General features: G+C 64.8%; 25 protein-coding genes. 17 read left to right on the forward strand and 8 right to left on the reverse strand.

Annotated features, from left to right (window positions below; genetic code table 11):
• Positions 1-8 precede the first annotated feature (8 nt).
• The 3 genes from AC1DEK_RS27840 (at position 9) to AC1DEK_RS27850 (ending at position 2,278) form a co-directional block, all read left to right on the forward strand.
• Complete coding sequence (locus tag AC1DEK_RS27840) at positions 9-1,034, forward strand: diguanylate cyclase domain-containing protein (protein ID WP_478128554.1); 1,026 nt, start codon at positions 9-11, stop codon at positions 1,032-1,034.
• A gap of 227 nt (positions 1,035-1,261) precedes the next feature.
• Positions 1,262-1,639 carry a hypothetical protein gene (locus AC1DEK_RS27845; RefSeq protein WP_478128555.1) on the forward strand — a complete coding sequence of 126 codons (378 nt, stop codon included), beginning with the start codon at positions 1,262-1,264 and terminating at the stop codon, positions 1,637-1,639.
• 147 nt (positions 1,640-1,786) lie between these two features.
• Complete coding sequence (locus tag AC1DEK_RS27850) at positions 1,787-2,278, forward strand: glycerate kinase (protein ID WP_478128556.1); 492 nt, start codon at positions 1,787-1,789, stop codon at positions 2,276-2,278.
• Here AC1DEK_RS27850 and AC1DEK_RS27855 read toward each other — a convergent pair.
• Positions 2,275-3,261 carry a recombination-associated protein RdgC gene (locus AC1DEK_RS27855; protein WP_478128557.1) on the reverse strand — a complete coding sequence of 329 codons (987 nt, stop codon included), beginning with the start codon at positions 3,259-3,261 and terminating at the stop codon, positions 2,275-2,277. The genes AC1DEK_RS27850 and AC1DEK_RS27855 overlap by 4 nt on opposite strands.
• 244 nt (positions 3,262-3,505) lie before the next feature.
• On the opposite strand from AC1DEK_RS27855, the gene AC1DEK_RS27860 reads away from it, so the two are divergent.
• Together AC1DEK_RS27860 and AC1DEK_RS27865 are read left to right on the forward strand one after the other, a co-directional pair.
• Positions 3,506-4,444: a branched-chain amino acid transaminase gene (locus AC1DEK_RS27860; protein ID WP_478128558.1), complete on the forward strand. Its 939-nt coding sequence runs from the start codon at positions 3,506-3,508 to the stop codon at positions 4,442-4,444.
• A gap of 5 nt (positions 4,445-4,449) precedes the next feature.
• On the forward strand, positions 4,450-4,662 hold the full coding sequence (locus tag AC1DEK_RS27865; RefSeq protein WP_478128559.1) for a zinc-finger domain-containing protein: 213 nt from the start codon (positions 4,450-4,452) through the stop codon (positions 4,660-4,662).
• Here AC1DEK_RS27865 and AC1DEK_RS27870 read toward each other — a convergent pair.
• The 7 genes from AC1DEK_RS27870 to AC1DEK_RS27900 form a co-directional block, all read right to left on the reverse strand.
• On the reverse strand, positions 4,628-5,905 hold the full coding sequence (locus AC1DEK_RS27870; protein WP_478128560.1) for an O-antigen ligase family protein: 1,278 nt from the start codon (positions 5,903-5,905) through the stop codon (positions 4,628-4,630). The two genes, AC1DEK_RS27865 and AC1DEK_RS27870, sit on opposite strands and share 35 nt — an antisense overlap.
• Before the next feature lie 126 nt (positions 5,906-6,031).
• Positions 6,032-7,216 (reverse strand): sensor histidine kinase, encoded by a 1,185-nt coding sequence (locus tag AC1DEK_RS27875; protein WP_478128561.1) that lies wholly within the window; start codon positions 7,214-7,216, stop codon positions 6,032-6,034.
• A 30-nt stretch (positions 7,217-7,246) separates the two neighbouring features.
• Positions 7,247-7,960, reverse strand: a complete 714-nt coding sequence (locus AC1DEK_RS27880; protein WP_478128562.1) for a response regulator — start codon at positions 7,958-7,960, stop codon at positions 7,247-7,249.
• Between the two features lie 73 nt (positions 7,961-8,033).
• On the reverse strand, positions 8,034-9,662 hold the full coding sequence (locus AC1DEK_RS27885; RefSeq protein WP_478128563.1) for an NAD(P)/FAD-dependent oxidoreductase: 1,629 nt from the start codon (positions 9,660-9,662) through the stop codon (positions 8,034-8,036).
• A 7-nt stretch (positions 9,663-9,669) separates the two neighbouring features.
• Positions 9,670-10,509 (reverse strand): beta-ketoacyl synthase chain length factor, encoded by an 840-nt coding sequence (locus AC1DEK_RS27890; protein ID WP_478128564.1) that lies wholly within the window; start codon positions 10,507-10,509, stop codon positions 9,670-9,672.
• Positions 10,506-11,699 (reverse strand): beta-ketoacyl-[acyl-carrier-protein] synthase family protein, encoded by a 1,194-nt coding sequence (locus AC1DEK_RS27895; RefSeq protein WP_478128565.1) that lies wholly within the window; start codon positions 11,697-11,699, stop codon positions 10,506-10,508. Before AC1DEK_RS27895 ends, AC1DEK_RS27890 begins: the two co-directional genes overlap by 4 nt.
• Positions 11,700-11,838: 139 nt before the next feature.
• Positions 11,839-13,209 carry an AmpG family muropeptide MFS transporter gene (locus AC1DEK_RS27900; RefSeq protein ID WP_478128566.1) on the reverse strand — a complete coding sequence of 457 codons (1,371 nt, stop codon included), beginning with the start codon at positions 13,207-13,209 and terminating at the stop codon, positions 11,839-11,841.
• A gap of 87 nt (positions 13,210-13,296) precedes the next feature.
• On the opposite strand from AC1DEK_RS27900, the gene atzF reads away from it, so the two are divergent.
• The 12 genes from atzF (at position 13,297) to AC1DEK_RS27960 (ending at position 25,538) form a co-directional block, all read left to right on the forward strand.
• Complete coding sequence (atzF, locus tag AC1DEK_RS27905; RefSeq protein ID WP_478128581.1) at positions 13,297-15,018, forward strand: allophanate hydrolase; 1,722 nt, start codon at positions 13,297-13,299, stop codon at positions 15,016-15,018.
• A 43-nt stretch (positions 15,019-15,061) separates the two neighbouring features.
• A complete protein-coding gene (locus AC1DEK_RS27910; RefSeq protein WP_478128567.1) occupies positions 15,062-16,081 on the forward strand; it encodes an ABC transporter substrate-binding protein in 1,020 nt (339 codons plus the stop codon).
• Positions 16,082-16,085: 4 nt separating this feature from the next.
• On the forward strand, positions 16,086-16,916 hold the full coding sequence (locus AC1DEK_RS27915; RefSeq protein ID WP_478128568.1) for an ABC transporter permease: 831 nt from the start codon (positions 16,086-16,088) through the stop codon (positions 16,914-16,916).
• Positions 16,913-17,743 carry an ABC transporter ATP-binding protein gene (locus tag AC1DEK_RS27920; protein WP_478128569.1) on the forward strand — a complete coding sequence of 277 codons (831 nt, stop codon included), beginning with the start codon at positions 16,913-16,915 and terminating at the stop codon, positions 17,741-17,743. The genes AC1DEK_RS27915 and AC1DEK_RS27920 overlap by 4 nt, the downstream gene beginning before the upstream one ends.
• Positions 17,744-17,753: 10 nt before the next feature.
• On the forward strand, positions 17,754-17,963 hold the full coding sequence (locus AC1DEK_RS27925) for a DUF4089 domain-containing protein (RefSeq protein ID WP_478128570.1): 210 nt from the start codon (positions 17,754-17,756) through the stop codon (positions 17,961-17,963).
• Positions 17,960-19,384: an AtzE family amidohydrolase gene (locus AC1DEK_RS27930; RefSeq protein ID WP_478128571.1), complete on the forward strand. Its 1,425-nt coding sequence runs from the start codon at positions 17,960-17,962 to the stop codon at positions 19,382-19,384. Before AC1DEK_RS27925 ends, AC1DEK_RS27930 begins: the two co-directional genes overlap by 4 nt.
• Before the next feature lie 20 nt (positions 19,385-19,404).
• Entirely contained in the window at positions 19,405-19,785 is a 381-nt protein-coding gene (gene hpxZ / locus AC1DEK_RS27935) for an oxalurate catabolism protein HpxZ (protein ID WP_478128572.1), read from the forward strand.
• 127 nt (positions 19,786-19,912) lie between these two features.
• Complete coding sequence (locus AC1DEK_RS27940; protein WP_478128573.1) at positions 19,913-21,034, forward strand: BMP family ABC transporter substrate-binding protein; 1,122 nt, start codon at positions 19,913-19,915, stop codon at positions 21,032-21,034.
• Between the two features lie 136 nt (positions 21,035-21,170).
• Positions 21,171-22,256 (forward strand): ABC transporter permease, encoded by a 1,086-nt coding sequence (locus tag AC1DEK_RS27945; RefSeq protein ID WP_478128574.1) that lies wholly within the window; start codon positions 21,171-21,173, stop codon positions 22,254-22,256.
• Complete coding sequence (locus tag AC1DEK_RS27950; RefSeq protein WP_478128575.1) at positions 22,253-23,173, forward strand: ABC transporter permease; 921 nt, start codon at positions 22,253-22,255, stop codon at positions 23,171-23,173. Before AC1DEK_RS27945 ends, AC1DEK_RS27950 begins: the two co-directional genes overlap by 4 nt.
• Positions 23,174-23,194: 21 nt before the next feature.
• On the forward strand, positions 23,195-23,908 hold the full coding sequence (gene biuH / locus AC1DEK_RS27955; RefSeq protein ID WP_478128576.1) for a biuret amidohydrolase: 714 nt from the start codon (positions 23,195-23,197) through the stop codon (positions 23,906-23,908).
• Between the two features lie 19 nt (positions 23,909-23,927).
• Positions 23,928-25,538 carry an ABC transporter ATP-binding protein gene (locus AC1DEK_RS27960; RefSeq protein ID WP_478128577.1) on the forward strand — a complete coding sequence of 537 codons (1,611 nt, stop codon included), beginning with the start codon at positions 23,928-23,930 and terminating at the stop codon, positions 25,536-25,538.
• Positions 25,539-25,725: the final 187 nt, after the last annotated feature.

Genomic DNA, 25,725 nt, shown 5'->3' on the forward strand with positions numbered 1-25,725 from the left:
AGCCCCGCATGAATCTCAGGCCGGTCAACCCCAAACTCGTTCTCGCAGTCGTGGGCCCGGCAGCAAGCTTGCTCCTGGGGGCTGCCAAGCTGAGTGACGATTTCCGCAAGACGCTGATCGATTTCTTCCTGGTGCCAGCCAACACCGTCGTGCATGTCGACGGCTCGGTGCTCTTGCTTTCGTGGCCGTTGCTCATCTTCTCAATGTTGCTTGCGGCGAGCTGTGCATGGTTCCTGGTCGACAGGCTCTGGTTCGCGGAAAAGGTGGAGAGCAAGCGCAAGGACGATGAAATCGAAAATCTGAAGCTGATGTTGGCTTCGATCAATCGCAGCTTCACGCTCGATGTCGTCACGGGGATACCTCGGCAGGATCGTCTTGAAGAAGACTTCGCGATGTTTGCGCAGGCGCAGGGTTTGAAGCGCGAAGGCCATTTGATCCTCCTCGACATCCATGACTTCAGCAGCGTCAATCAGAAGTTCGGATTCGAGCGCGGCGACCGATTGCTCAGGGGCATCGTGCAGAAGATCCACGTCAGCATGCGCAGGGACGAGGAGATGTACAAGAAGAAGTTTGGCGATTCCCCCATCGGCAGCGAGTCGCTCGGCAAGGTGCCGTTGACGCAACGCCGCTTCTACAGAAAGTACGCGGCGGGCGACGAGTTCTTGTTCCTGGTCCGGGGCGATCTGACGGAGGCGCTGGGGTTCTGCAACCGCTTGCGCGATCTCTTTCGCGCCTTCAATACCGAGCCCATCCTTGACGAGCGAATCGCGCTGAGTTTTCGGTGCGCGCTGGCGCAAGTCCATTGGCCCGACCCTGCGAACGCGAAGCGCTATGCGCAAGATGCGCTCGAGAGGGTCAGCGAGTGCTATACGAGCTTCTACGCCGGTCGGGCGGCAAAGCCGGTCGACAACTTTGAAATCTGCTGGAGCGTCAACTCGGAGCCTGACAATCGACCCGAATTCGAGCGATCGTTCACGTTCACGAAAGCGCTTGAGAAATTCGGTGTCACTCGCATTGGGCTGCAGCCGCGCTAGCTCGGCGAGGCAAGCCGCTCCTCGGCGCACTGCGGAAGGGCTAGTTTTTCGGGCAAAGAGACAGCGCCGCTTGCGCTTCGGAGCATCGATTCGTCGGTGCCGAATTGGCGGATCGAGATCCGGCACGTGATGAAGGTGCTTCGGCACGACGCGCGCCATCGCCTGCGACGGTGCCCACGGTATCGTGCTCTGGCTGTTCGACAGCTAATGCGGCCGTCAGGAGTGGCTTGACGTTCTCCGTGACCGACGCGGCCATCCAATCCCACTTCGATACGACCGAACTTCTGATGGATGACCAACGCTCCGGAGACGCGCTGGAATTCCAATTCGTGAAAGGCCCAAGCAGCAGCACCAGGAAGACCAGCACCAGGCCAGCACGCATTGCTGTCGAGTGCTGCGAGATGCTGCGGTCGCGCCCATGCGTTGGTGTGGGCGATGGCGTTGAAGGCAATCGTGCTCCACGCGCTCTGGCTTGCGGCCTTTGCCTTTGTGGTGGTAGCGAATCCGCAACCGCGCTGGCAGACGTGTGCGCCCCGAAGCGCACACCCGAAAACCTGCCGTGGCAAACGCAGCAATATTTGGCTCGATCACTGTTCGCGGAGTGACACGCGTCGCAGTACTTCGTCATGAAGAGAGTTTGTGCTTGCGCCTTTGCGGGCTTGTACTGTTTTGTTTTTTCTTCGGCGTGGATGTAAGAGAGCGACTGATTTCACTGTCGAAATCGGCCCCGTACTCGGGCGACAATCGGTGCTATGAATTTCGGCAAGATCCTCGTTCCCATCGTCGGCGTCGTATTGATCGGCTTGGCCTATCGCAGTTATGGCTGGTCCGGCGTGGCGCTGGCCGTCGGCGCCATCGTGATGTTCGTGCTCTTGAATATCAATCGCGCGATCACTGTGTTGAGGCGCGCTGCCGATCGGCCCATCGGCACCGTGGCGAGCGCCGTGATGCTCAACGCAAAGCTCAAGCCGAAGGCAACCCTGCTTCACGTCGTCGCAATGACGCGCGCCATCGGCGAACTCCGCACACCGAAGGACACCCAGCCCGAAGTGTTCCGCTGGACGGATGCGGGCGGCTCATGGGTCGATGCCACCTTTGTCGGTGGCAAGCTGACGGAGTGGACGCTGGTGCGGCCCGAAGTGGCCGAGACGGCGGAGGACAACGCGGCCGAAGGGCTGCCGGATGGGCGCAGCGCCGACGCCGTCAAGCCCGGCGCGGCGGACGCGCTGCGCCCGCCCGTTTAAAACGGCGCCGACTCGTCCTCTAGAGCTTCTTCCACCGCTGGCTTGGCCTTCGCCGCTGGCGTCGCATCGACGGGCGCCGCGCCCAGTTGCATTTCACCGCCTAGCGCGTCGATCAATTCCGGCACGAGCTGGCCGAGCTCGCCGGTGGCGATCGCAGCATCGGCGTCGAAGTTGTCTTCCTTGCCCGAAGCCGGCGCGTCGTCGAGCGTTCCTTCCAAAAACACGATCTTGCGAATCTGCAGGCCTTCGGTGAGCTCGAAGGACACGCGGTCATCCCATGTCATGGCAAGACGCGTTGGCCGCTTGCCATCGGCGATGTGCTGGCGCACTTCCTCGATGTCGAGCGGATGCTTGGCGTAGCGCACCATGGCCTTGGATTCGTCGCTCGCCTTCAGCTCGCATTCGCGATCGATCGTGAAGCCGGCGGGTGGCTCCTGCGTCGACAGCCAGTTCGACATCGCGACCGCGGGCTCGACCTGTGTGTTGACCAGCGCCACAGCGAAGCCGTCGAGCGCCTTCACGAGATTCGTCACGACTTCATCCGCGCGCGCTGCGTTGCTTGAATTGACGACGAGCCGGCGCGCAGCCGGATCGATCCACACCGCGACGCGCGCATGGCGCGTGAACGCCAGCGGCAGCAGCTCGTGCGTGACGTCTTCCTTCAGTTCCTTCTTCTCTTTCTTGCCGGGCTTGCGGCCGGTGGTTGCCTCGATCTGCGCGGCGCGCTCGTCGACCTTGCGGCGCACGACCGAAGCCGGCAGCGTCTTGCTTTCGATCATGAATTCGAGCAGCCACTGGCCGCTGATCGATTCGGCAAGAGGGCCGTGGTCTTCGCCGCGAGGCTCGACCCAGCCGGTGGACTTTTCCTGGGAGGGGCTGCAGGGGACGAAGCGCTGGGCGTCGAGGCACTTCTCGACCTGATCGAGCGACTGCGACCACGTGGGCTCGATGCGGTAGACGATGACGTTCTTGAAGACGGACACTGAAACCCTTTTCTTGGCTGGATGAAAACACCCCCATGCGCCTGTGGCGCTCCCCCTCAGGGGGCGTAGCCAGCGGCCCGGCGAAGCCGGTTCCGCGGCTGCCCTGGGCTTGGCTGCGCCAGTTTGATGGGTCGCGCACAGCGCGGGGAAAGCAAAGCTGAGCATTGTCGGTGCGGCGCCGACGGTCGCGGTCGTAAAATCGAAAGCTTTTGCGACATACCCCCTACGCCTGAGGACCAAGAACATGAGCGCGCTGCCCCCCTCACTGGACGACCGTGACGGCAAGATCTGGATGGACGGTGATCTCGTGGAGTGGCGCGACGCCAAGATCCACGTGCTGACCCACACGCTGCACTACGGCTGCGGTGTCTTCGAAGGCGTGCGCGCCTACAAGACGGTCGATGGCACGGCGATCTTCCGGCTGGCGGACCACACCGAGCGGCTCTTCAACAGCGCCAAGATCCTGCGCATGAAGATTCCCTTCACGCCCGAGCAGTTCAACGAGGCGCAAAAGCAGGTGGTGCGCACCAACAATCTCGACAGCTGCTATTTGCGTCCGCTGGTGTGGATCGGCTCCGAAAAGCTCGGCGTGAGCCCCAAGGGCAATCGCATCCACGCAATGGTCGCCGCATGGTCCTGGGGTGCTTACCTCGGCGAAGAAGGCCTGAAGCGCGGCATCCGCGTCAAGACATCGAGCTACACGCGCCATCACGTCAACATCACGATGACGCAAGCCAAGGCGGTGAGCAACTACAGCAACTCCATCCTCGCCAACATGGAAGCGCTGGACGACGGCTACGACGAAGCCCTCTTGCTGGACGCGAGCGGCTTCGTCTCCGAAGGTGCGGGCGAGAACGTGTTCGTGGTCAAGGGCGGTGTGGTCTACACGCCTGATCTCTCGGCCGGCGCGCTCAACGGCATCACGCGCAACACCATCCTGCACATCTGCAAGGACCTCGGCATCGAGCTCGTGCAGAAGCGAATCACGCGGGACGAGGTCTACATTGCGGATGAAGCATTCTTCACGGGCACGGCAGCCGAAGTGACGCCGATCCGCGAACTCGACCGCATCGAGATCGGCAAGGGTTCGCGCGGCCCGGTCACGGAAAAAATTCAGAGCGCGTTCTTCGACATCGTGAACGGACGCAATCCCAAATACGCCCACTGGCTCACGAAAGTCTGAAGACCATGTCCTCTCCCAAAGCCGTCATCGAACTGCTCGCCAAGGACCTGAACGATCAGGGCGGCGTGTTCTGCCCGAACCCGAAGGCCGACATGCAGCTCTGGAGCGCGCACCCGAAGGTCTATCTCGACGTTGCGCGTACCGGTGAAGGCAAGTGCCCGTACTGCGGCACCGTCTACCGCCTCAAAGCGGGCGAGGCGGTGGGGAACCACCACTGAGTCCCCGGGGCCCTGCGAGCTTCAAGGCGATCCGGCGCGGCACCAGTTCCCGCCACGGGTCGCCCGCTTCCTGCGCGAGCCGCAGGTAGACCATCGTCACCCACAAAATCGACAGCCCGATCTGCGCATCGCGGAGCGCGGAATTCAGGCTCGTGGCGATCAACAGCACCAGGATCGCCACGAAAGCTCGGCGTCCGGTCAGGTCGTTCCGGCGCCAGGCGACCCAGACGCCCGTGAGGATGATCGCCAGCAAGCTCAGTGAGCCGGGGATCCCCGCCTGGGAGCCCATCCAGAGCAGATCGTTGTGCGGCATGTTGTAGTCGGCCAGCAGCTTGGGCCCGCGCAAGTGCCACTGCTCCGTCCAGCCGCCGATGCCCCAACCCATCAACGGCTTGTCCGCGATCATGCGGGCCGTATCGCGGTACATGTAATAGCGCACGACCCAGCTTCCTTCGGAGACGGCGCCCGCTTCCGCTGCCTCGAGTTCCTGCAGGCCCAGCACGAATTTCTGGTGCACGGAAGGCGTGTTCCAGATGCCCACTGCGCCCACTGCGGCAACAAGCGCAATCGCCGCGGCGAGCACTCCGAGCCGCTTGCGCCATTGGTGCACGCACGCTGCAGCAATGGCCAGGATCAACGCCAGCAGCGAAGTGCGAGAGACCAGCGCGAGCGTGATGACCACCGCCACCACCAGCGTGAGCACAAACGCCGGCAAGACACGGACGAATCGACGTTCCCTCATCGCCTGCATGCCATACACAACGGCCGTTGCGCCCATGATCGTGAAGAGCAGCGCGTTGCTGATCGATTTGTTTCCGACGGGCATCAGCACCCCGCGCCAGACTTCCAGCACCGGAAGCCCGACCGTGTAATACAGCGCGATCAGCACGAAGTTCAAGAGCCCGATGAGCCAGAACCCGCGCAATGCCCAAACCGCTTCGTCCCGCGTGAGCGCCATCGCCATCAGCACCGTTGCCGCGATCCGCAGCCCGTGCCCCAGATTCGACTCCGTCTGCGGATAGTGCCGCCCCAGTGCCAGCACGATCAGCGTCCAAGCCACATAGACCACCACCGGCCACCAGAACGGGCTAGCCCGAAGCCTTCCCGCCCGTTCGCGAAGCCCCCCCGCACAGAGCAGCGCGATCAAAAGCAGAACCGCCGCCGCATAAGTAGCCCCCACCGGCATGAACACCGTAAGCCCCCAGACCATGGCCGCGGGCCGGACAATGTTCGATCTCTGCATGGCCGCGATTCTAGAGAGCAACCAATCCCAGAAACACCGCGGAACTGGCTTTGCCAGGCCGCTGGTGTTGCCCCCGGTAGGGGGTAGGCGAAGCGACACGAAGTGCGCGCAGCCTGGGGGGCGAGGCTAGTGCGGCAAGGTAATCACGAAGCTGGCGCCGCCGCCCGGTCTGTCTTCGCAGCGCACATGCCCACCGTGTCGCTCGGTGATCGACTTCACCAGCGCCAGCCCAAGCCCGACACCACCGTTGCGCTCACTCGCGCCGGGCAGGCGATAGAAGGGCTCGAAGATGCGTTCTCGCAGCGCCGCAGGCACGCCAGGCCCGCGATCGTTGACGCGTATTTCAGCGGCCCCGTTCCGGCTTCCGATTTCGACGCTGGTTTCGCCGGCGCCATAGCGCCGGGCGTTTTCAAGCAGGTTGCGGATCGCACGGCGCAGAAGTCGCGGCACGCCGCGTACCGTGAGCACATCGCCATCGGTGCCTTCGATGACTTCGAGATCGGCATCCACGCGCGCGCATTCCTCGGCCGCGAGGCCCGTGAGGTCGACCGTCTCGACCGTCCCCATGTCGGCTTCCTTCGCGTCGAGGCGGCTCGCCAAGAGGATTTCGTCGATCAGCTGATCGAGTTCGCCGATGTTGCGCGAGATTTCATCGCGCGCCGCGCGGCTCGGCCGTTCGCCCATCAACTCCAGGCCCATGCGAATGCGCGTGAGGGGCGACCGCAGTTCGTGCGACGCATTGGCGAGCAGCGACTTGTGCGAGCGCACCAATTGCTCGATGCGCGCGGCCGCCGCGTTGAAGCGATTGGAAAGATCGGCCACCTCGTCCTGCCCGTCCTCGGCCACGCGCACGGAGAGGTCGCCTTCGCCCCACCGCTGCACGCCCCGCTGAAGCTCTTCGAGCCGCTTGGTGAGCCGTCGCACGATCGGATAGACACCCAATGCGACCGCCACGCCCACCAGTGCGACCATCCAGCCCAGTCCGAATGGCGAGCGCCATGGTGCGAAGGCCGACGGCGAAGGCGGACGATCGCGCGGTGCGACGCGCAGCGTGAGGGAGCGTCCATCGTTCAGCGTCACGTCGAATTCCAGGCCCTGGCCTGGCACGCGCGTCGCCTTGCCGCCGCCGATCGCGTGATCCTGATCGTCGAGCACGACGACATCGCGCGGTACGGGGGCGAGCCTTTCACGCTCGTACTCGGCGGCCTCGCGCACGATCCAGTTGGCCGTCAGCGTGAGAATGAACACGCCCGCGACCACCGCCAGCCAGATGCGGACGTAGAGATGGCGCTGGTAGAGCTTGAGGAGCATCGACAGAGCAGGCGGAGTAGGGCGGGCGGGTCAGTCTTGCTGCTTGGCGAACACGTAGCCGACACCGCGCACGGTCAGGATGCGCTTCGGATTCTTGGCATCGACCTCGATCGCGGCGCGGATGCGGCCCATGTGCACGTCGATCGAACGGTCGAAGGCTTCGAGTTCGCGGCCGCGCACGGCTTCCATGATCTGGTCGCGGGTCAGCACGCGGCCCGCACGCTCCGCCATCGCCGCCAGCAGGTCGAACTGGTAGGAGGTGAGGTCCGCCGGGGCGCCGCCCACGGTGACCGTGCGCGCATTGCGATCGATTTCGAGCGAGCCGAAGCGCATCACCGAAGGCGCGCTCGCATCGGCGGCGCCTTCGCCGCGGCGGCGCAGCACGGCGCGGATTCGTGCGAGCAGTTCGCGCGGTTCGAAGGGCTTGGGCAGGTAGTCATCGGCGCCGATCTCGAGACCGACGATGCGGTCCATGGGGTCGCCCTTGGCGGTGAGCATCAGCACCGACACCTTGGCAAGCCCATTGGGCAGTGCGCGGATGCGGCGACAGATTTCCAGCCCGTCCGTGTCCGGCAGCATCAGGTCGAGGATGACGAGGTCCGGCGTGCGTTGCTGCAGCAGGTCGAGCCCGCTCGCGCCGTCGGCCGCGTGGCTGAAGCCGAAACCCGATTGGGTCAGGTACTCGCCGACCATCTGGGCCAGTCGAGTGTCGTCTTCGATCATCAGGAGTTGTGGGGTACTCATGGGTTGCTAGGTTCTTCCTGCGCCGCCAAGCAGGCTTGAACGCTTCGTAAAGTTGGGTAAACGGGCGGGGCTTTCATCCAGGCGCAAAAAGCATGGGCTCCTGCGGGAGCTCAGAGTTCGGCGGCGGGGATCTCTCGGCCAGCGCGGCACGCAATGTGTTGGCGGCGAGGCCGGGGTGGGCGCTGGTAGCGCGATGCAGAATCTCGGCCGCCAGCACTCTCAATTGCTGCGCGGAAGCCTTGATGCGCGCCTCGAAGGACGGATCGTCCAGCCGATCCGTCAGGCACCGATTGAGTTCGGCAAACCAAGGCAGCGCTGCCTGGTCGAGCATCACCGCCTCGTTGCGGCGGGAGCTCACGCCGGACCATGCGCGCAGGAATTCCTGCATCGAAAAGTTGAGTCTCTGGCAATGCTGGAGCTCGTCGCGCAGCCGACCCAGGACGGGCAGGTCCGTGAGCCGATGCTGGAAGAAGATCTGCGACAGCACGCCCCAGTAATAGGTGTAGTCCCAGATCACCTTGACCGGCAGCACTTCCGGGTCGCCGAAGAGCGCGTATTGGTCGGTGTAGAGCGCCAGCGTGCTCTCATAGAACGAGTGATAGATCTGGTCATAGAGCTGCGCCCGGGCCGCAACCGCGTGGCCCGCTCGGTCGTGCGCTATCAAATCGGTGATGTAGGTGTTGCCCACGGCGATGAAATCGCTGCCGGGCGAATAGAACGGATCGAGAAACAGCCCGGCCTCGCCCGTCATCGCCCAGCGTTGGCCAGAGAAAACCTGCTTGCACCCGTACGAAAACCGGCGAAAAAACGCAAAGTCCTGCAGCAGATCGCGCTTGCCGTCGAGATCGTCGAAAAGGCGAGGCTGCCAGGTGCCCAGCCACTGCATGGCCTTGTCGAAGGTGTCCATCCGGTCCAGCGGATGCAGGCGCGGGTCGGCCACGATGCCGACCGAATGAGACCCCGATGCCAGCGGAATCAGCCAGACCCAGTAGCCTGCGCCGACGAGATGATTGGTGGAGAGCCAGCGTGCTCGTGGTTCGCAGCGCGCGCGCCATTTCGGGTCGTCGGACCAGTCGTCGATCATGATGCGCGCGCCAATGCGAAACCACGCGGCATTGCAGTCGTGCGCGTTGGTCTCTGCCAAGCGCAGCTTGCGCTTGAGCATGCCTGCGCGGCCGCAGGCGTCGATCAGCCAGCGCGCATGGACGACGCGTGATTCGCTATTGCGCGACCACTCGATGCGGTGCGGGCGACGCGCGTCTTCGGCCAGGTCGATCCGGCGAACGGTCGCGCTGTCGATAAAGCGCACTCCGCGGCGCGCGGCTTCTTCGGCGAGGTAGTTTTCGAAGATGCCGCGATCGATCTGGTAGCTCGGCACCGTGAGGTAGCGGCTGGCGCCGATTTCGGTGACGTTTTCGATATCGCGCCGGCCTTCGCTGAAGAAGAACCGGAAGCCGAACTTGCGCAACTGCGCGTCGTGCATGTGCGGCTTGAGGCCGAGCACGGTGTCGAAATAATGCGCGCCGATCTCGACCGAAGACTCGCCGACCTTGTGCGTCGCGTGCGGCACCGGATGTGTCCGGCGCTCCAGCACCACGATGTCGATGTCGGCAAAGCGTTGCTTGAGCTGAAGAGCGAGCGTGAGCCCGGCAAGGCCGCCACCCATGATCACGACATCGTGTTCAGAGGGCGCATTGCTCATGAGGTCCTCAGCTTTGCCCGGCCAGTTGCAACGCGGGCTGCAGTTGAAGCTGCAAAGACAGCTTGGCCGATAGTGGCAGGCTCAGCGACTCTGCATCGTCGCGCGCGAGTGCCTCGAAGAAGGGCAATGCGTCAGCCATCGCGTTCGCATCGAGCGCGCGCGCGGCATCCGTTTGCAGCGCTGGCACCGTGGCGGCGCCCGCGGCGAGCGACCAGTCGAGCGCCGCGACAGTGCGCTCGGAGCGAACCGGCGAAACGATCAGGGCAACTGCAAGCAACCCCCGACTGGTGGTCACCGACGCAAGCGCGCCCACGGCCGGCATGTCGTAGCCGACGAGCAGCACGGGCCGCTGGTCGGCGGCACATTGCGCCGCGGCTTCGAGCAGGCCGGCGGCAAAAGTGCTTTCGTAGGCTGTGAGCGAATTGCTCGCGGCCATGCAGCCGGTGCCGATCGTCCAGTAGCCCACCGCCGCGTTGTGCACCGAGTTGTGGAACTTGATCGGCGACAGCAACTTGGGGTCTGTCGCAAGCGTGCCGCACATGTAGTCATTGATGCCGAGGTCGCCGTGCGCCGATGCAAAGACGCAAGGCAAGTCAGCGGCATTGCGGCCCGCGCTGGCGGTCGCCGCTGCGGCGACTTCGAGTGCAAGCGCCACGGTGTCGGGCGCGCGGCGGCGCTCGGCAGGGGCAAGGACTTGCGGCGACGGCCGCTTGGCGGGTGGATCAACCGGGCTTGCTTCGCCGCGGAAGACGGCGCGGGCGGTGTCCCAGCCGGGCAAAGTGGGCGCCCAGAAGGCGGGACCTTCGATGAAGAGGGTGGGAGTCTTTACTTCTTTTGTGCCGCTCATGCCGCTGCTCCCTTGCCGAAGATGAGCGAGCAGTTGTTGCCGCCGAAACCGAATGAATTGCTGAGCGCATAGCGCACTTCGCCGCGCGCGGGCTCCAGCTTGATCTGAGGGCCGCACTCGGCGTCCAGCGTCGCGGTGTTGACGGTACCGGGCTTGAGGCCCGTTTCGATCGCCAGCAGGCTGATCACGGCCTCGACGATGCCCGCCGCACCGAGCGTGTGGCCGGTAAAGCCCTTGGTCGAACTGGCGTGCGTGGTTTCGGGAAAGCGCCGCGCGACCAGCGCGCCTTCGACTTCGTCGTTCTTGGTGCTGGCCGTGCCGTGCATGTTGATGTAGTCGATGGCGTCTGCCTTCAGCCCTGCGCGTGCGAGTGCATCGTCGAGCGCCTTCTCGGCGCCCAATCCTTCGGGGTGTGGCGTGGACATGTGATGCGCGTCGCTCGCCTCTCCGTAGCCCAGCAGTTCGAGCCTTCCCGGGCCGCGCTCGACCAGTGCGAAGCCTGCTGCCTCGCCCAGGCTGATGCCATTGCGGTTCGCGTCGAAGGGGCGGCACGGTTCGGGCGAAACCAGTTCCAGTGAATTGAAGCCGAAAAGCACGCTGCCGCAAAGCGTGTCGACGCCGCCCACCACCGCTGCATCCGCCAGTCCGAGCCGAATCAGGCGTTCGGCCGATGCGAACACCTTCGCACTCGACGAGCAAGCGGTGGAGATGGTTTCCGCCGGCCCTTCGAGGCCCAGTGCCTCCTGCACGAACATCGTCAGCGAATGCGGTGTGTGGACCTTGGGGCGCCGCTGGTCGGCAGGGAACGCACCGTCATCGAGCCGCGTGTAGGCCGCTTCGGTTTCTCCGATGCTCGAAGTGGATGTGCCAAGGATCAGCGCGATGCGCGCGGGGCCGTAGCGCTTGCGCGCTTGCGCCACGGCGTCCATGAAGCCATCGGCCTGCAGCCCCATCCAAGCCAGGCGGTTGTTGCGGCAATCCCAGCTTGCGAGCTGCTCGGGGAGCCGCAGTTCTTCGACGCCCTCGACCCGTCCGATCCAAGTCGGCAGCGGCGTCGGGCCGAAGTCGTTCGCGCGGAGCCCGCTGCGCGATTGTTCGAGCGCTTCGAGAAGAGGCGCCTTGCCGGAGCCGACGGACGACGTCGCCGTGAAGGCGCTGATGTGCAGTGGGGATATGCGTGAAGGTGACACGATAAAAATCGGGTGTGGGCCGAAAACGGAAAACAGAAAACGGAAGACGACCGTGAAAACCGTAAAGCCTAACAGCTAGCTTCCGAGCCGGACGTCAGCCAATACGCTGCCGATCCCGGACCCGGGCAGGCCCGCGGGATCACGACGGCGCCGAGCTGGCAGTCTCTGCGGACGCGGCCGTCTTGCCGTTGTTGTACGACCGCGATGCCAGCGCCACCAGGAACAGCACCGGCACGCCCAGCATCGCAGTGCCGGTGAAGAAGGCGCTGTAGCCATGGGCATCCACGAAGGCGCCCGAATAGCCTGCGATGAACTTCGGCAGCAGCAGCATCAGTGAGCTGAACAGCGCGTACTGCGTGGCCGAATAGCTCACGTTGGTCAGGCTCGACAGGTACGCGATGAAGGCCGCCGAGGCGATGCCGCCCGCGAGGTTGTCCGCCGACACCACCAGCACCAGCGCCGTCAGATCGTGCCCGTGCGTTGCCAGCCAAGCGAAGAGCAGGTTGCTCGCGGCGCTCAGGACGGCGCCAAGCATCAACACGCGCATCACGCCCAGGCGCATCGACAGCACGCCACCCACGAACGCGCCGGCCAAGGTCATGATCACGCCGTAGATCTTGCTGACGGTCGCTACTTCGTCCTTGGTGAAGCCCATGTCGACGTAGAACGGATTGGCCATGATGCCCATCACGACGTCGCTGATCCGATAAATGGCGATCAGCGAAAGAATCAGCACGGCTTGCCACCGGTAGCGGCGGATGAAGTCGGCAAAGGGCTCGATGAGGACGCTTTCCAGCCAGGCCCCGACGCTTTTCGGCTGCGGCAGCTGCATGCGCACGGGTTCGGGCGAGAGGAGCACGGTGATCACGCCCACGGCCATGGACCCGGCCATCACCAGGTAGGCGAACTTCCACGCGGCGTTTTGATAGCCGGCGACTCCCGACACCTCGGCCCAGGCGGCGATCCACAGGACGCCCGCGCCGGCCCAGATCATGGCAAGGCGATAGCCCGTCTGATAAGCCGCCGCCAGGGCAGCCTGCTTGCGGGTCGCGGCGGATTCGATGCGGAAGGCGTCGAGCGCGATGTCCTGCGTGGCTGAACCGAAGGCAACCAGCATTGCGCACCAGACCAGCGGCGGGAGGCCGTCGCGGGGATCGTTGAAAGCCATGCCGCAGAGCCCGGCGACAACCGCCATCTGCGCCAGCAGGAGCCAGCCCCGTCGCCGGCCGAGCAGCGTGGTCAACGGTGGGATCGGCAATCGGTCGACCAGCGGCGCCCAGACCCACTTGAAGCCGTAGGCCAGGCCGACCCAGCTCAGGAAGCCGATGGTGGTGCGGTCGACGCCAGCTTCCCGCAGGCGAAAACTGAGCGTGCCGAGCACCAGCAGCAGCGGCAAGCCGGCCGAGAAGCCGAGCGCCAGCATGCGCAGGGTGGCGGGTTCGAGATAGACCTTGAGCGCATCGCGCCAGGGCGGGGAAGGGGTGGCTTCGGCAGCCGGTGGTGCGGACATGGAGAGGCGTCGTCGAGGTTGCCCATTATTCCCGCATGTTCCCCTTGCCCTGTGCGGGCCACGGGTCCGGTGTTCGAAAACGCTGGCATACCCTTTGCAAGGCATCTTGTACACAAGACAGGATGCTTAACGATGGTGCATGAAGCCGCGACGGCGTGGATCACGAAGCTGGACACGCCTTTGTACGGTGCCGAAAAGGGCCCGCTGGCAGGCCTGCGCTTCGCGGTCAAGGACAACATCGACCTGGTCGGCGTGCCCACCACTGCAGCATGCCCGGCGTTTGCGCAGACGCCGACCGCGCATGCGCAGGCGGTGCAGCGGCTGCTCGATGCCGGTGCGTCCATGCTGGGCAAGACCAACCTGGACCAGTTTGCTTGCGGCCTCAACGGCACGCGCTCGCCCTATGGCGCGGTGCCGAACAGCTTTGACGCCCGGTACGTTTCAGGGGGATCGAGTTCCGGTTCGGCCTATGTCGTGGCGACGGGACAGGTGGATTTCGCGCTGGGCACCGATACCGCCGGCTCGGGGCGCGTACCTGCGGGGCTCAACAACATCGTCGGAATCAAGCCCTCGCGGGGGCTCGTCAGTGCGCGCGGGGTGGTGCCGGCGGCGCAGAGCGTGGATTGCGTGTCGATCTTCGCGCGAACGGTCGATGTAGCCGCCCGCGTGCTGCAGGCGGCAATGGGCTTCGATGCCGAAGATCCGTATTCGCGCGATCTCACGCTGACGACGCAACCACTGCCGCGAAGCTTTCGCTTTGGTATTCCTTCGACGCTCCGATTTTTCGGCGATGCCCTCTCTGAAGACGCATTCGCTCGCGCCGTCGAACAAATGCGTGAGCTCGGCGGTACACCCGTCGAGATCGACTACGCGCCACTCGCCGAGGCCGCGGCGCTGCTCTACGACAGCGCACTGGTGGCCGAACGCTACGCGGCCGTGCGCGGCTTCTTCGACGACCACGAAGCCGAGGTGATAGAGCCTGTGCGCGGCATCATCGCCCAGGGGCGACGCTACAGCGCTGCGGACTATGTGGATGCGCGCGTGAAGCTCCAGGCGCTCGGGCAGCGCGCCGCTGCCATCTGGAACGACATCGACGTGCTGATGGTGCCCACCGCTCCTACGCACTACACGATCGAAGCCATGCAGGCCGATCCGGTCGCCCTCAACCGCAACTTGGGCGAATACACGAACTTCGTGAACCTGCTCGACTACGCCGCAATCTCGGTGCCGTCGAGCATCCGCGGCGACGGGCTTCCTTTCGGCATCACGCTGATTGGCCGCTGCGGCAGCGACTTCCAGCTTGCCGAACTCGGTCAGCGCTTTCACCATGCGACCGGACTGCCACTCGGTGCGACCGGCGAGCCGATGCCCGGGCCTGCACCGCTGCCGCTCGTTGCGTCAGCGCCGGTGATCAAGGTGGCGGTGGTCGGCGCCCATCTGTCGGGCATGCCGCTCAACGGACAGTTGACGGAGCGGGGCGCTCGCCTGCTGCAGGCCACACACACGGCGCCCGAGTACCGCCTGTTTGCCTTGCCCGGCACGGTCCCACCCAAACCTGGATTGCTGCGCGTGGCGCCCGGCGAAGGAGCCGCGATTGCTGTCGAAATCTGGGAGATGCCGCTTGCGCAATACGGCAGCTTCGTCGCGCTCATCCCGGCGCCGCTGGGCATCGGCACCCTCACGCTCGCGGACGGAAGCAGTGTGCAGGGCTTTCTTTGCGAATCGCTCGCCCTGGTCGGTGCCCTTGATGTCACCCAACACGGCGGATGGCGCACCTATATCGCATCGCGCGTGCCGGTGGCCGCCTGAGGCCCGCCAGTCAGTTTCAACCTCGATCCTTTCGGAGTTTTCAATGGCCCGCAACGACACACCACTTTCTCTCGCAACGCCTGCCTCGCGGCGCCGAGTCCTTCAAGCCGGGGCGGCGGCTGCCGTCATCGCAGCCACGGCGGCCCCCTCTATCGTGCGAGCGCAGGCTCCAGTCAAGATTCGCATCGGCTATTGGCCCATCGCCGCTGGCTTGCCCTTCTATGCGGCTGTCGAGCAGGGCTACTTCAAGACCGCCGGGCTGGATGTCGAGGTACAGCGCTTCGCCGGCGCGCAGCAGATCATGGAAGCCATGCTGGCCGATCGCTGCGATGGCAGCGCCAATGGCACGGGCTCGGCCAACATCGCCATCGGCGAGATCGCTGCGCCGGGCAGCTTCAAGATCTTCTGTTCCAACCCGAGCAATGCGAAGAACGTGCTCGATGAAATGCTGGTGCCAGCGGGCAGCACGGCAAAGACCATGGCCGATCTCAAGGGAAAGCGCGTCGCGTCCGGCCCCGGCATCCAGAACGTGACGCTGGCCAAGGCGGTGCTCGAACGCGGCGGCGCGACGGGCGCCACCGTCGTCGAGTTGCCCATCGGCGCGCACGTCGCTTCACTCGCGGCCGGCCAGGTCGACGGCTGCTACACGCTCGAACCCACCGGGACCATTGGTCGGCTGAACGGCAGCACCAAGATCCTCGAGTCCGGCGTGATCGCCAAATACGTGCTGGGCGACCCGATGGCCCCGTGGTTCGGCGGCTCGGCTTCGCTGACCACTGCCTTCATCAAGAAGAACCCCGACGCCGCGAAGAAATTCATCACCGCCTACGGCCAGGGCGTTGCGTATGTCCGCAGCAAGCCCGGCGACGCGCGCCAGTACCTCAAGGGCTACACCGCCATCGAAGGCCCGCTCACGAGCGAAGTGCCGCTGGCCGCCTACACGATGTACAACGAGTTCACGCCGGCCGACGTCGCGCACTTCCAGAAGTTCTTCGACCTGTTCTCTGAAAAAGGCATCTTCTCGTCTCGCCTGATGGTGGACTCGATGCTCTACAAGGGGTGAACCGATGAGCACCCCCGCATCGATGGAAGCAGCGCCCTGGGCGCCGCCCGCGGCCGCATCGACCAGCGCACCGCCGCATGAATCACACTGGACCAAGGCGCTGCCCTTCATCGGGCCGGTGGCGCTGTTCATCATCTGGGACTTGGCGGTCCGTCTCGGCTTCATCAAGGCGATCCTGCTGCCGATGCCCGCGGACACCATCACGACGCTGCTCTCGGGGCTCGCGGGCGGGCCATTGCTCACGGACTTCGCGGTGACTGTCTGGCGCACGCTCCAGGCGTTCGCGATCGCTGCAGTCATGGGCGTGCCGCTGGGCGTGCTGCTCGGCAGTAACGAGAAGGCGTATCGCAGCGTCGAATTCCTGATCGACTTCTTTCGCTCCACGCCGTCTTCGGCGCTCATCCCGCTGTTCCTCATGATCTTCGGCGTGTCGGACGTCAACAAGGTCGCCATCGCGGCTTTCGGCGCGCTCCTCATCGTGGTCTTCAACAGCGCCTATGGCGTGATGAACGCGCGCAAGCAGCGCGTGATGGCCGCGAAGGTAATGGGCGCATCGCGCTGGCAGATCTTCCGCGACGTGCTGGTGTGGGAAAGCCTTCAGCCGAGCTTCGTCGGCTTGCGCTCCGCGGTGTCGATGGCATTGGTCATCGTGATCGTCGCCGAGATGTTCATCGGCTCTGACAGTGGCCTCGGCCATCGGATCATCAATTCGCAGCAGGTGATGAACGTCAAGGACATGTACGCATCCATCCTCGCCGCGGGTGCGCTCGGCTATGCGCTCAACATCCTTTTTCTGGTGGCCGAGCGGCGCATCGTGCACTGGAGCGGGCGATGAGAACCGTCGAGAACGTCATCAACGGGCCCGTGTATGCCGATGTGCCCAAGCCTGCCTTCACGCCCGGGCCGGCCGGCACGCACATCACCATTCGCGGCCTGACGAAGTACTTCGCCGGCTGGCCGTTGTACGAGAACTTCGACCTCGACATCCCCAAGCAGAAGATCGTCTCTGTCTTCGGCCCCAACGGCTGCGGCAAGTCGACGCTGATCAACATGATCGCGGGGCTGATCCCGATCGATTCGGGCGAGATCCTGTTCGACGGCAAGTCGCTCAAGGACACCAAGATCGGCTACGTGTTCCAGAACTATCGCGAGGCGATGTTTCCGTGGATGCGCACCATCGACAACATCGCCTATCCGCTGAAGCTCGAAGGCCGCTCCAAGGCAGAGGTCGATCGGCGAATGCAGGAGCTGGTCGCTTCGTTCGACGTCAAGTTCGATCTCAAGCGCTATCCCTACGAGCTCTCGGGCGGCCAGCAGCAGACCGCCTCGATCATGCGGGCGCTGGCGCCCAACCCCGAAGTGCTGTTCCTCGACGAGCCTTTCTCGGCGCTGGACTTCGAGATGACGCTCTTCATCCGCGAAAAGCTGCAGGAGGTTTTCATGCAGACCGGCACGACGATGCTGCTGGTTTCGCATGATCTGGAAGAGGCGGTCTACCTTGCGGACCAGGTGCTGCTGTTGACCAAGCGCCCGACGAAGGTCGCCGAGATCCTCGACTACGGTGACGCGCGCCCTCGCACGCTCGAAACCCTGAGTTCATCCAGCTTCGTCGGCATGAAGAAGCTGAGCCTCGAGATCTTCCAGCGCGAAGTGCGCCGTTGAGGGGCTGCTCATGATGACGCCAGCACAGATCGAAGCGTACGTCGACGCGGCTTCAGCCGCACTGGGCCTGCGCTTGCGGTCCGATCATCGGCCGGGGGTGGTGCGCTACTTCGGGATCGCCGCGGAATTCGCGGCCATCGTCGATGCAGTGCCGCTCGAAGCGCACGAAGACGCGGCAGTGACTTTCGTGCCGGTTTCGCCGAAGGAGAAGGAAGCGTGACCGCCGCGGAACTGTTGCGACAAGACGCATCGGCGATGGCAGATGCCGTACGCGCGGGCTCGGTGAGTGCCTCCGCGCTGGTCCAGGCGAGCCTCGATCGCATCGATGCGACGGACGGGCGGGTCAATGCCTTCACCGACGTGGTCCGCGAAAGGGCATTGCGGCGCGCCGCGCAGGTCGACGCGTCTCTTTCGTCGGACAGAGCTGCGCGCACGCGCGAGCTTCCATTGCTCGGCGTGCCCTTCGCGGTGAAGAACCTCTTCGACATCTCTGGCCTCGCGACGCTTGCGGGCTCCAAGATCGAACGCGAAAGCTCGCCGGCGCGTACAGATGCAGCGCTGGTGCGGCGCCTCGAAAGCGCCGGCGCCGTGCTGGTCGGCGCGCTCAACATGGACGAATACGCGTACGGCTTCACAACCGAGAACAGCCACGTGGGCCCGGCGCACAACCCGCATGATCTGTCGCGCATCGCGGGCGGCTCGTCCGGTGGGTCTGGTGCGGCCGTGGCTGCGGGACAGGTGCCGCTTTCTCTGGGCTCGGACACCAACGGCTCCATTCGTGTGCCGGCCTCGCTGTGCGGCGTCTTCGGATTGAAGCCGACCTTCGGCCGCCTGCCGCGCAGCGGAAGCTATCCCTTCGTTTCGAGCCTCGATCATCTCGGGCCATTTGCACGCTCGGCACGCGATCTGGCGCTCGCCTACGACGCCATGCAGGGCCCGGAGCCATGGGGGCCGCGCGATCCGGGCTGCGCGCAGCGGGCTGTCGAGCCGACTGCGCCCAGCGTCGGACGTGGCGTGCAGGGGTTGCGAATCGGCGTGCTCGGCGGCTACTTTCGCGAGCGTGCGCAGCCCGAGGCATTGACCGCCGTCGACGCTGTCGCGCAAGCCCTGGGTGCGAGCCAGACGGTCGATCTGCCGATGGTGGAGGCCGGACGCGCCGCTGCCTTTCTCATCACGAACGCCGAAGGCGCCGCGCTGCACCTTCCCGATCTCCGCACGCGAGCGCAGGACTTCGAGCCTCTGTCGCGCGATCGCTTCCTGGCTGGCGCGTTGCTGCCGGCGGCCTGGATCGCCCGAGCGCAGCGCGTACGCCGACGTTATGCCGAACAGGCGGCGCGCTTGTTCGAGCGCTTCGATGTGCTGATCGCCGCTGCCACACCTTGCGCAGCGACCCCGATTGGCGCTGAGTGGTTCGAACTCAATGGGCAGCGCCTTCCGGTGCGTCCCAACATGGGGGTGCTGACACAACCCATTTCATGCATCGGCCTGCCGGTGTGCGCCGTTCCGGTCTGGGGTGCGCATCCGAACCTGCCGATCGGCGTCCAGGTGATCGCGGCGCCCTGGCGTGAGGACATCGTTCTTCGAGTCGCAGCAGCGCTCGAATCCGCCGGTGTTTCGCACGCGCCAATCGCCTCGCTCTAGAGGAGAAAAGACAAACAACCATGACGCTATCGATCAACCTTCCACATGTGGTGGCGGAGGTCACGGTGGCCTTCGACCGATACGAAGACGCGCTGGTGAACAACAAGGTCGACGTTCTGGACGAATTGTTCTGGGACAGCCCGCACACGCTGCGCTATGGCGCGACCGAAAACCTCTACGGGTATCGCGAGATCCAGGACTTCCGTGCTTCGCGGCCGTCGCAAGGCCTGGCGCGCGAAGTCTTGCGCACCGTCATCACCACCTACGGCGATGACTTCGCGACCGCGAACATCGAATTCCGCCGCGAAGGAAGCACAAAGACGGGGCGCCAGAGCCAGACATGGATGCGCACCGCCCAAGGCTGGCGCGTCGTCGCCGCGCACGTGAGCCTTTTGGGCTGATTTCAAGCCCCGAAACCGCTGGTACGGTTTATGCACCCGATCTTGTATCCAAGACAGGATATCCAGCCCCTCAGCCCCTCAGCCCCTCAGCCCCCTCCCCACTCCCCACTCCCCAGGAGTCAGCACCATGAGCCACATCCATCTCAATCGCCGTGATTCCCTCAAGTCACTTGCCGCGCTTGCGTCCGCCACCACGCTCGGCGGATGGAGCGCACTCGCAAGCGCGCAAAAGCCGCTGACGGTCGGCGTGATCTACGTCGGTCCGCGCGATGACTACGGCTACAACCAGGCGCACGCGCAAGCGGCGGCTGAGCTCAAGAAACTGGCCGGCGTGAAGGTGGTCGAGGAAGAGAACGTGCCCGAGACGGCAGCTGTGCAGAAGACGATGACCGGCATGATCGCGCAGGACGGCGCGACGCTCCTCTTCCCGACTTCCTTCGGCTACTTCGATCCGCACATCCTGGCCGTTGCGCCGAAGAACCCGGACGTGCGCTTCTCGCACTGCGGCGGCCTGTGGACCGAAGGCAAGCATCCGAAGAACGTCGGCAGCTTCTTCGGCTACATCGACGAGTGCCAGTACCTCAACGGCGTGATCGCCGGTCATATGACGAAGAGCAAAAAGATTGCCTTCGTCGCCGCCAAGCCCATTCCCCAGGTGCTGCGCAACATCAATGCCTTCACCATGGGTGCGCGATCGGTCAACCCGAACATCACCTGCAGCGTGATCTTCACCGGCGACTGGTCGATGGCCGTCAAGGAAGCCGAGGCGACCAACAGCCTTGCCGACCAGGGCTGCGACGTTTTCACCATGCACGTCGATGGGCCCAAGGTGATCGTCGAGACGGCTGCCAAGCGCGGCAAGATGGTCTGCGGCTATCACGCGAGCCAGGCCAAGCTCGCGCCCAACGCCTACCTGACCGGTGCGGAATGGAACTGGCTGACGGCCTACAAGACGGTGCTCGACGCAGCGCAAGCTGGCAAGCCGCATCCGAACTTCCTGCGCGGTGGCTTGAAGGAGGGTTACGTGAAGATGTCGCCCTACGGCTCGATGGTGACCGATGCCGCGAAGAAGAACGCCGATGACACCAAGAGCAAGATGGTCGCAGGCAACTTCGACATCTTCCAGGGGCCGCTGAAGGACAACAAGGGCGCGGTTGTGATTCCTGCGGGCAAGGCGTTCAAGCAGACTGATCTCGAGCTGGAGAAGATGAACTATCTGGTGGAAGGCGTCGTGGGGGCCGTGGGCTGACCCCCAGGTTTCGCGCACTTCGTGTCGCTTCGCCTACCCCCTTGCAGGGGGCAATACCGGCGGCCGGGCGGAGCCGGTTCCGCGGTATTCCTGGAAGTGTCTGCTGACAGTGCTGTTTGACTGAAGGCAAATCATCATGCGCAACACTCTTCGCGAGATTGCATTGCCGGTGTTCGCCATCGCGGCGGCGCTGTTGCTGTTTGGCGTGTTCGTCTGGTTCGCCGGGGTGAGTCCGGTCGATGTCTGGATCATCCTGTTCAAGGGCGCTTTTGGGGATTGGTTCTCCTGGCAGAACACGTTGCAGCGGGCGGCGCCGCTGATGCTGACCGCGCTGTGCGTGGCGATTCCGGCGCGCGCGGGGCTGGTGATCATCGGTGGCGAAGGTGCGCTGGTGCTCGGCGGACTGGCCTGCGCTGCGCTTCCGTATGTGTTGCCGCTGCCGGCCAACGTTGTGGGAACGGTGGCGCTTTGCATCGCGGGCGCGGTGGCCGGTGCAGCGTGGATCGCGCTTGCGGGCTGGCTGCGGCAGTACCGCGGCATCAACGAAACGATCAGCAGTCTGCTGCTCGCCTACGTCGCCATCGGGCTCTTCAAGCATCTCGTGGAAGGTGCGCTGCGTGATCCCGCGAGCCTCAACAAGCCGGCGACTCGGTCGCTCGCGGACGGGCTGGGAATTGGCGGCATCGGCGGTTCGGACGTGCACTGGGGGCTCGTGATCGGCGTGGTCGCGTGCGTCGTGTCCGGGCTTTGGCTGCGCTTCACGGCGTCGGGCTTTTCGGTGCGGGTGGTCGGAGGCAATCCGCGCACCGCGCAACTCGTGGGGCTGCCTGCCAATCGATTGATCCTGGCTGCATGCGGACTGGGCGGCGCATGCGCTGGCGTCGCGGGTGCAGTCGAAGTTGCGGCGGTTCATACCAACGCCAATGCTTCGCTGATTGCCGGGTATGGCTATGCGGGCATCCTCGTGTCCTTCATCGCTCGACACAACCCCGTGGCGGTGATCCCCGTCGCGATCTTGTTTGGCGGCTTCGGCGCCGCCGGCAGCTTGTTGCAGCGGCGGCTTGGTCTGCCCGATGCATCCGTGCTGGTGCTGCAGGGCATGGCCTTCGTCCTGATTCTGGCCAGCGAAGGATTGCGGATGATCGACTGGAAGGCCTTGTTCAGGAATCGTGCGCCCCGAAGCACGCCGGCGGCCGTGCTCGTGAAGGAGATCGCGCAATGACAACCGACCAGTGGATCGCGTTCGTCGCTGCGATCGTCGGTGGGGCGCTGCGTGTCGGCGCGCCCTTTCTGTTCGTCAGCTTGGGCGAATGCCTGACGGAGAAGTCCGGCCGTATCAATCTCGGCCTCGAAGGGGTGCTCGTGCTTTCGGCGATGGCGTCGTTCGGTGGCGCCTGGCTGACAGGATCGGCGTGGCTTGGCGTGCTGATCGGCGGCGCCGTCGGTGCGATGCTCGCGCTGCTGCATGGGCTCCTGTGTTCGCTCGACCGAGTCAACGACGTCGCGACCGGCATCGCGTTGATGCTGTTCGGAACCGGGCTCGCGTTCTATCTGGGCAAGCCGCTGATCCAGCCGCAGGCGCCGCAGTTGCCCGCGATTCCATTGGGCAACTGGAGCGACAACCCCGTCATTCGCTCAGCATTGCAGGTCAATTCCCTGGTGCCGGTCGGCATCGTGATGGCCGTGCTGCTGTGGTGGGGCTTCGCGCATACGCGCATCGGTTTGCTGATCCGCATGGCGGGCGATTCGGCGAACGCGACGCGCGCGCTCGGCTACTCAGTCGCGGGGCTGCGCATCGCGGCTACCACTGCGGGTGGCTTCATCGCGGGACTGGGCGGTGCATCGCTGACGCTCTTCTATCCAGGCAGCTGGAACGAGGGCATCTCCAGCGGCCAAGGCCTGATCGCGGTGGCGCTGGTGATCTTCGCGCGCTGGAGCCCGCTTCGCTGCATCGGCGCCGCGCTGCTCTTTGGCGGTGCCGGCGCAATTGGCCCGGCGCTGCAGTCGGTGGGCGTGGGCTGGGGGTACCACCTGTTCAATACCGTGCCCTACGTGCTCACGCTGTTCATCCTCGTGCTGACCTGCAAGCCCGGCAGCGTGGCCGTCGGAAGTCCTGGTGAACTGTCTTCAACACGTTGAGAAGCATCGAGCAAACCTCTCATGAAATCAATCGAGCAAATGCAGCGGTTTGTCGCGGCAGAGCCTTATCCCTGGCCTTTCAACGGCGATCTGCGCCCCGACAACACGGCGCTCATCGTGATCGACATGCAGACCGATTTCTGCGGCAAGGGCGGGTACGTGGACGTGATGGGCTATGACCTGTCGCTCGTCCAGGCGCCCATAGAGCCGATCGCGCTGACGCTGGCGCGGCTGCGGCAGCTCGGCTTTCACATCATCCACACGCGCGAGGGCCATCGGCCGGATCTTGCCGATCTGCCGCCGAACAAGCGCTGGCGGTCGCGACGCATCGGTGCCAACGGCGTGGGGATTGGTGACGAAGGCCCTTGCGGACGAATCCTGATCCGTGGCGAGCCCGGCTGGGAAATCATTCCAGCACTGGCCCCGAAGGCCGGCGAGGTGGTGATCGACAAGCCGGGCAAGGGCTCGTTCTATGCGACCGATCTTGAGCTCATCCTGCGCACGCGCGGCATCGAGAACTTGATCCTCGCAGGCATCACCACCGACGTCTGCGTGCACACCACCATGCGCGACGCGAACGATCGCGGTTTCGAGTGCCTGCTGTTGTCGGACTGCACCGCTGCGACAGACTCCGGCAATCATCTTGCGGCGCTGAAGATGATCACCATGCAGGGTGGCGTTTTCGGCGCACACGCCAGGTCGGTCGCGTTGCTGGACGCGGTCTCGGCCACCTAGAAAGAGAAGGGCCCCGAGCATGATCGCCCCTGTCAATCCGAGCCCACCCGCCGTTGGGGCGCTGGCGCTCGACACCTACGAGCTCACCAAGCGCTTCGGCAGCTTCACGGCGATGGATCATGTGACCATGCATGTCGAGCCGGGGACGGTGCATGCGCTGCTCGGAGAAAACGGCGCCGGCAAGAGCACGCTGGTGAAGTGTGTGGCGGGGTTCCAGCGCGCCGAGGAGGGCAGCATCATGATCGATGGGCGCGAGCAGGACATCGCGAACCCGATCGTCGCGCGGGCGCTCGGCATCGGCATGGTCTACCAGCACTTCACGTTGGCACCCGGCATGACGGTCGCGGAAAACCTGTTGCTGGCGGGCGGCAAGACGCCGGCCATGATCGACTGGAGGCGAAAGCGCGCCGAGCTAAAAGACTTTCTGGCGACGACGCCTTTTGCGCTCGACTTGGATGTCCGGCCTTCGGAACTCGCGGCTGGCGAGAAGCAGAAGCTCGAACTGCTGAAGCAGCTTTATTTGAAGCCGCGCCTGCTGATCCTCGACGAGCCGACTTCGGTGCTGACACCGCAAGAGGCCGACGAGGTGCTGGGCCACGTGCGCGAGTTCGCGTTGAGCGGAATGTGCACCGTGCTGATCATCACGCACAAGTTTCGCGAGGTGATGGCTTATGCCGACAGCGTGACGGTGCTGCGTCGCGGCAAGGCGGTGCATCACTGCAGGGTGCCTGACACGAACCCGGCGAGGCTCGCGGCCGCCATGATGGGTGAAGGCGAAGCGCCGCCGCCGGAGAGCGACACGGCGGCGCCGTCGGGGCGCGCGCTGCATGCCATGAAGGACACGCCGGCGGATGCACCCGTGGCATTGCGCATCGACGGGCTTCGTGCGCAGGGTGATCGCGGCACGCTGGCGGTGCACGATCTCAGCTTGAGCGTGCGCGCCGGCGAAATCCTGGGCGTGGCCGGCGTCTCGGGCAATGGTCAGCGAGAGATGGTGGAGGCGCTGGTGGGGCAACGGCCGCGCCTCGCAGGGCAAGTCACGGTCATGGGCAAGCCCTATGGCGCGCGGCGCGAGGAGAACCGGCGCCTGAAGGTGCGCAGCCTGCCGGAGGAGCCGCTGCGCAATGCCTGCGTCGGCGATCTCAGCGTTGCGGAAAACATGGCGCTTCGCGATTTCGACCAACCGCCGCTGGCGTGGCAAACGATGGGCGCTGGCGTACTCAACTTTCCGCTGTGGCGTCGTCGTGCGCGCGAATGGATTGCTGAATACGGCGTCAAGACGCAGGGGGAGGGCGCACCGATTCGCAGCCTCTCAGGGGGCAATGTGCAGCGCGCGGTGCTGGCGAGAGAGCTGGCGGGCGATATCAATGTGTTGATCGCGGCGAATCCGGTGTTCGGCTTGGACTTCGCGGCAGTGGCGGAGATTCACACCCGCATCGTGCAGGTGCGGGCGCGGGGCGGGGCGGTTTTGCTGATCAGCGAGGACCTCGATGAGTTGCTGGAGATGGCGGACCGGATCGTGGTGATGAGCGAAGGGCGTGTGGTGTTCGAGACGCCTGCTGCTACGGCTGAAAGGCATGTGCTGGGGGCACATATGGGGGGCGGGGAGCACGCTGTGGTGGCTTCATGAGGCGTCGTGGGTTTGTGCCGGTTTCTGTTGCTTGGGGCGGCCGCCCGGTATGCGGTGCGGGCTGTGCGACCCCGCTGCGCCGGCCCTTCGGGCTTCCCTGCAGTGCTCGACTCAGGCGGGGTCCGCGTGAAACTCGCTGCGCTCAGACACACGCGGCCCTGATCCGCCTGAGTCTGCGCGCTTCGGC

Source organism: Variovorax sp. 10N420, assembly GCF_056394705.1.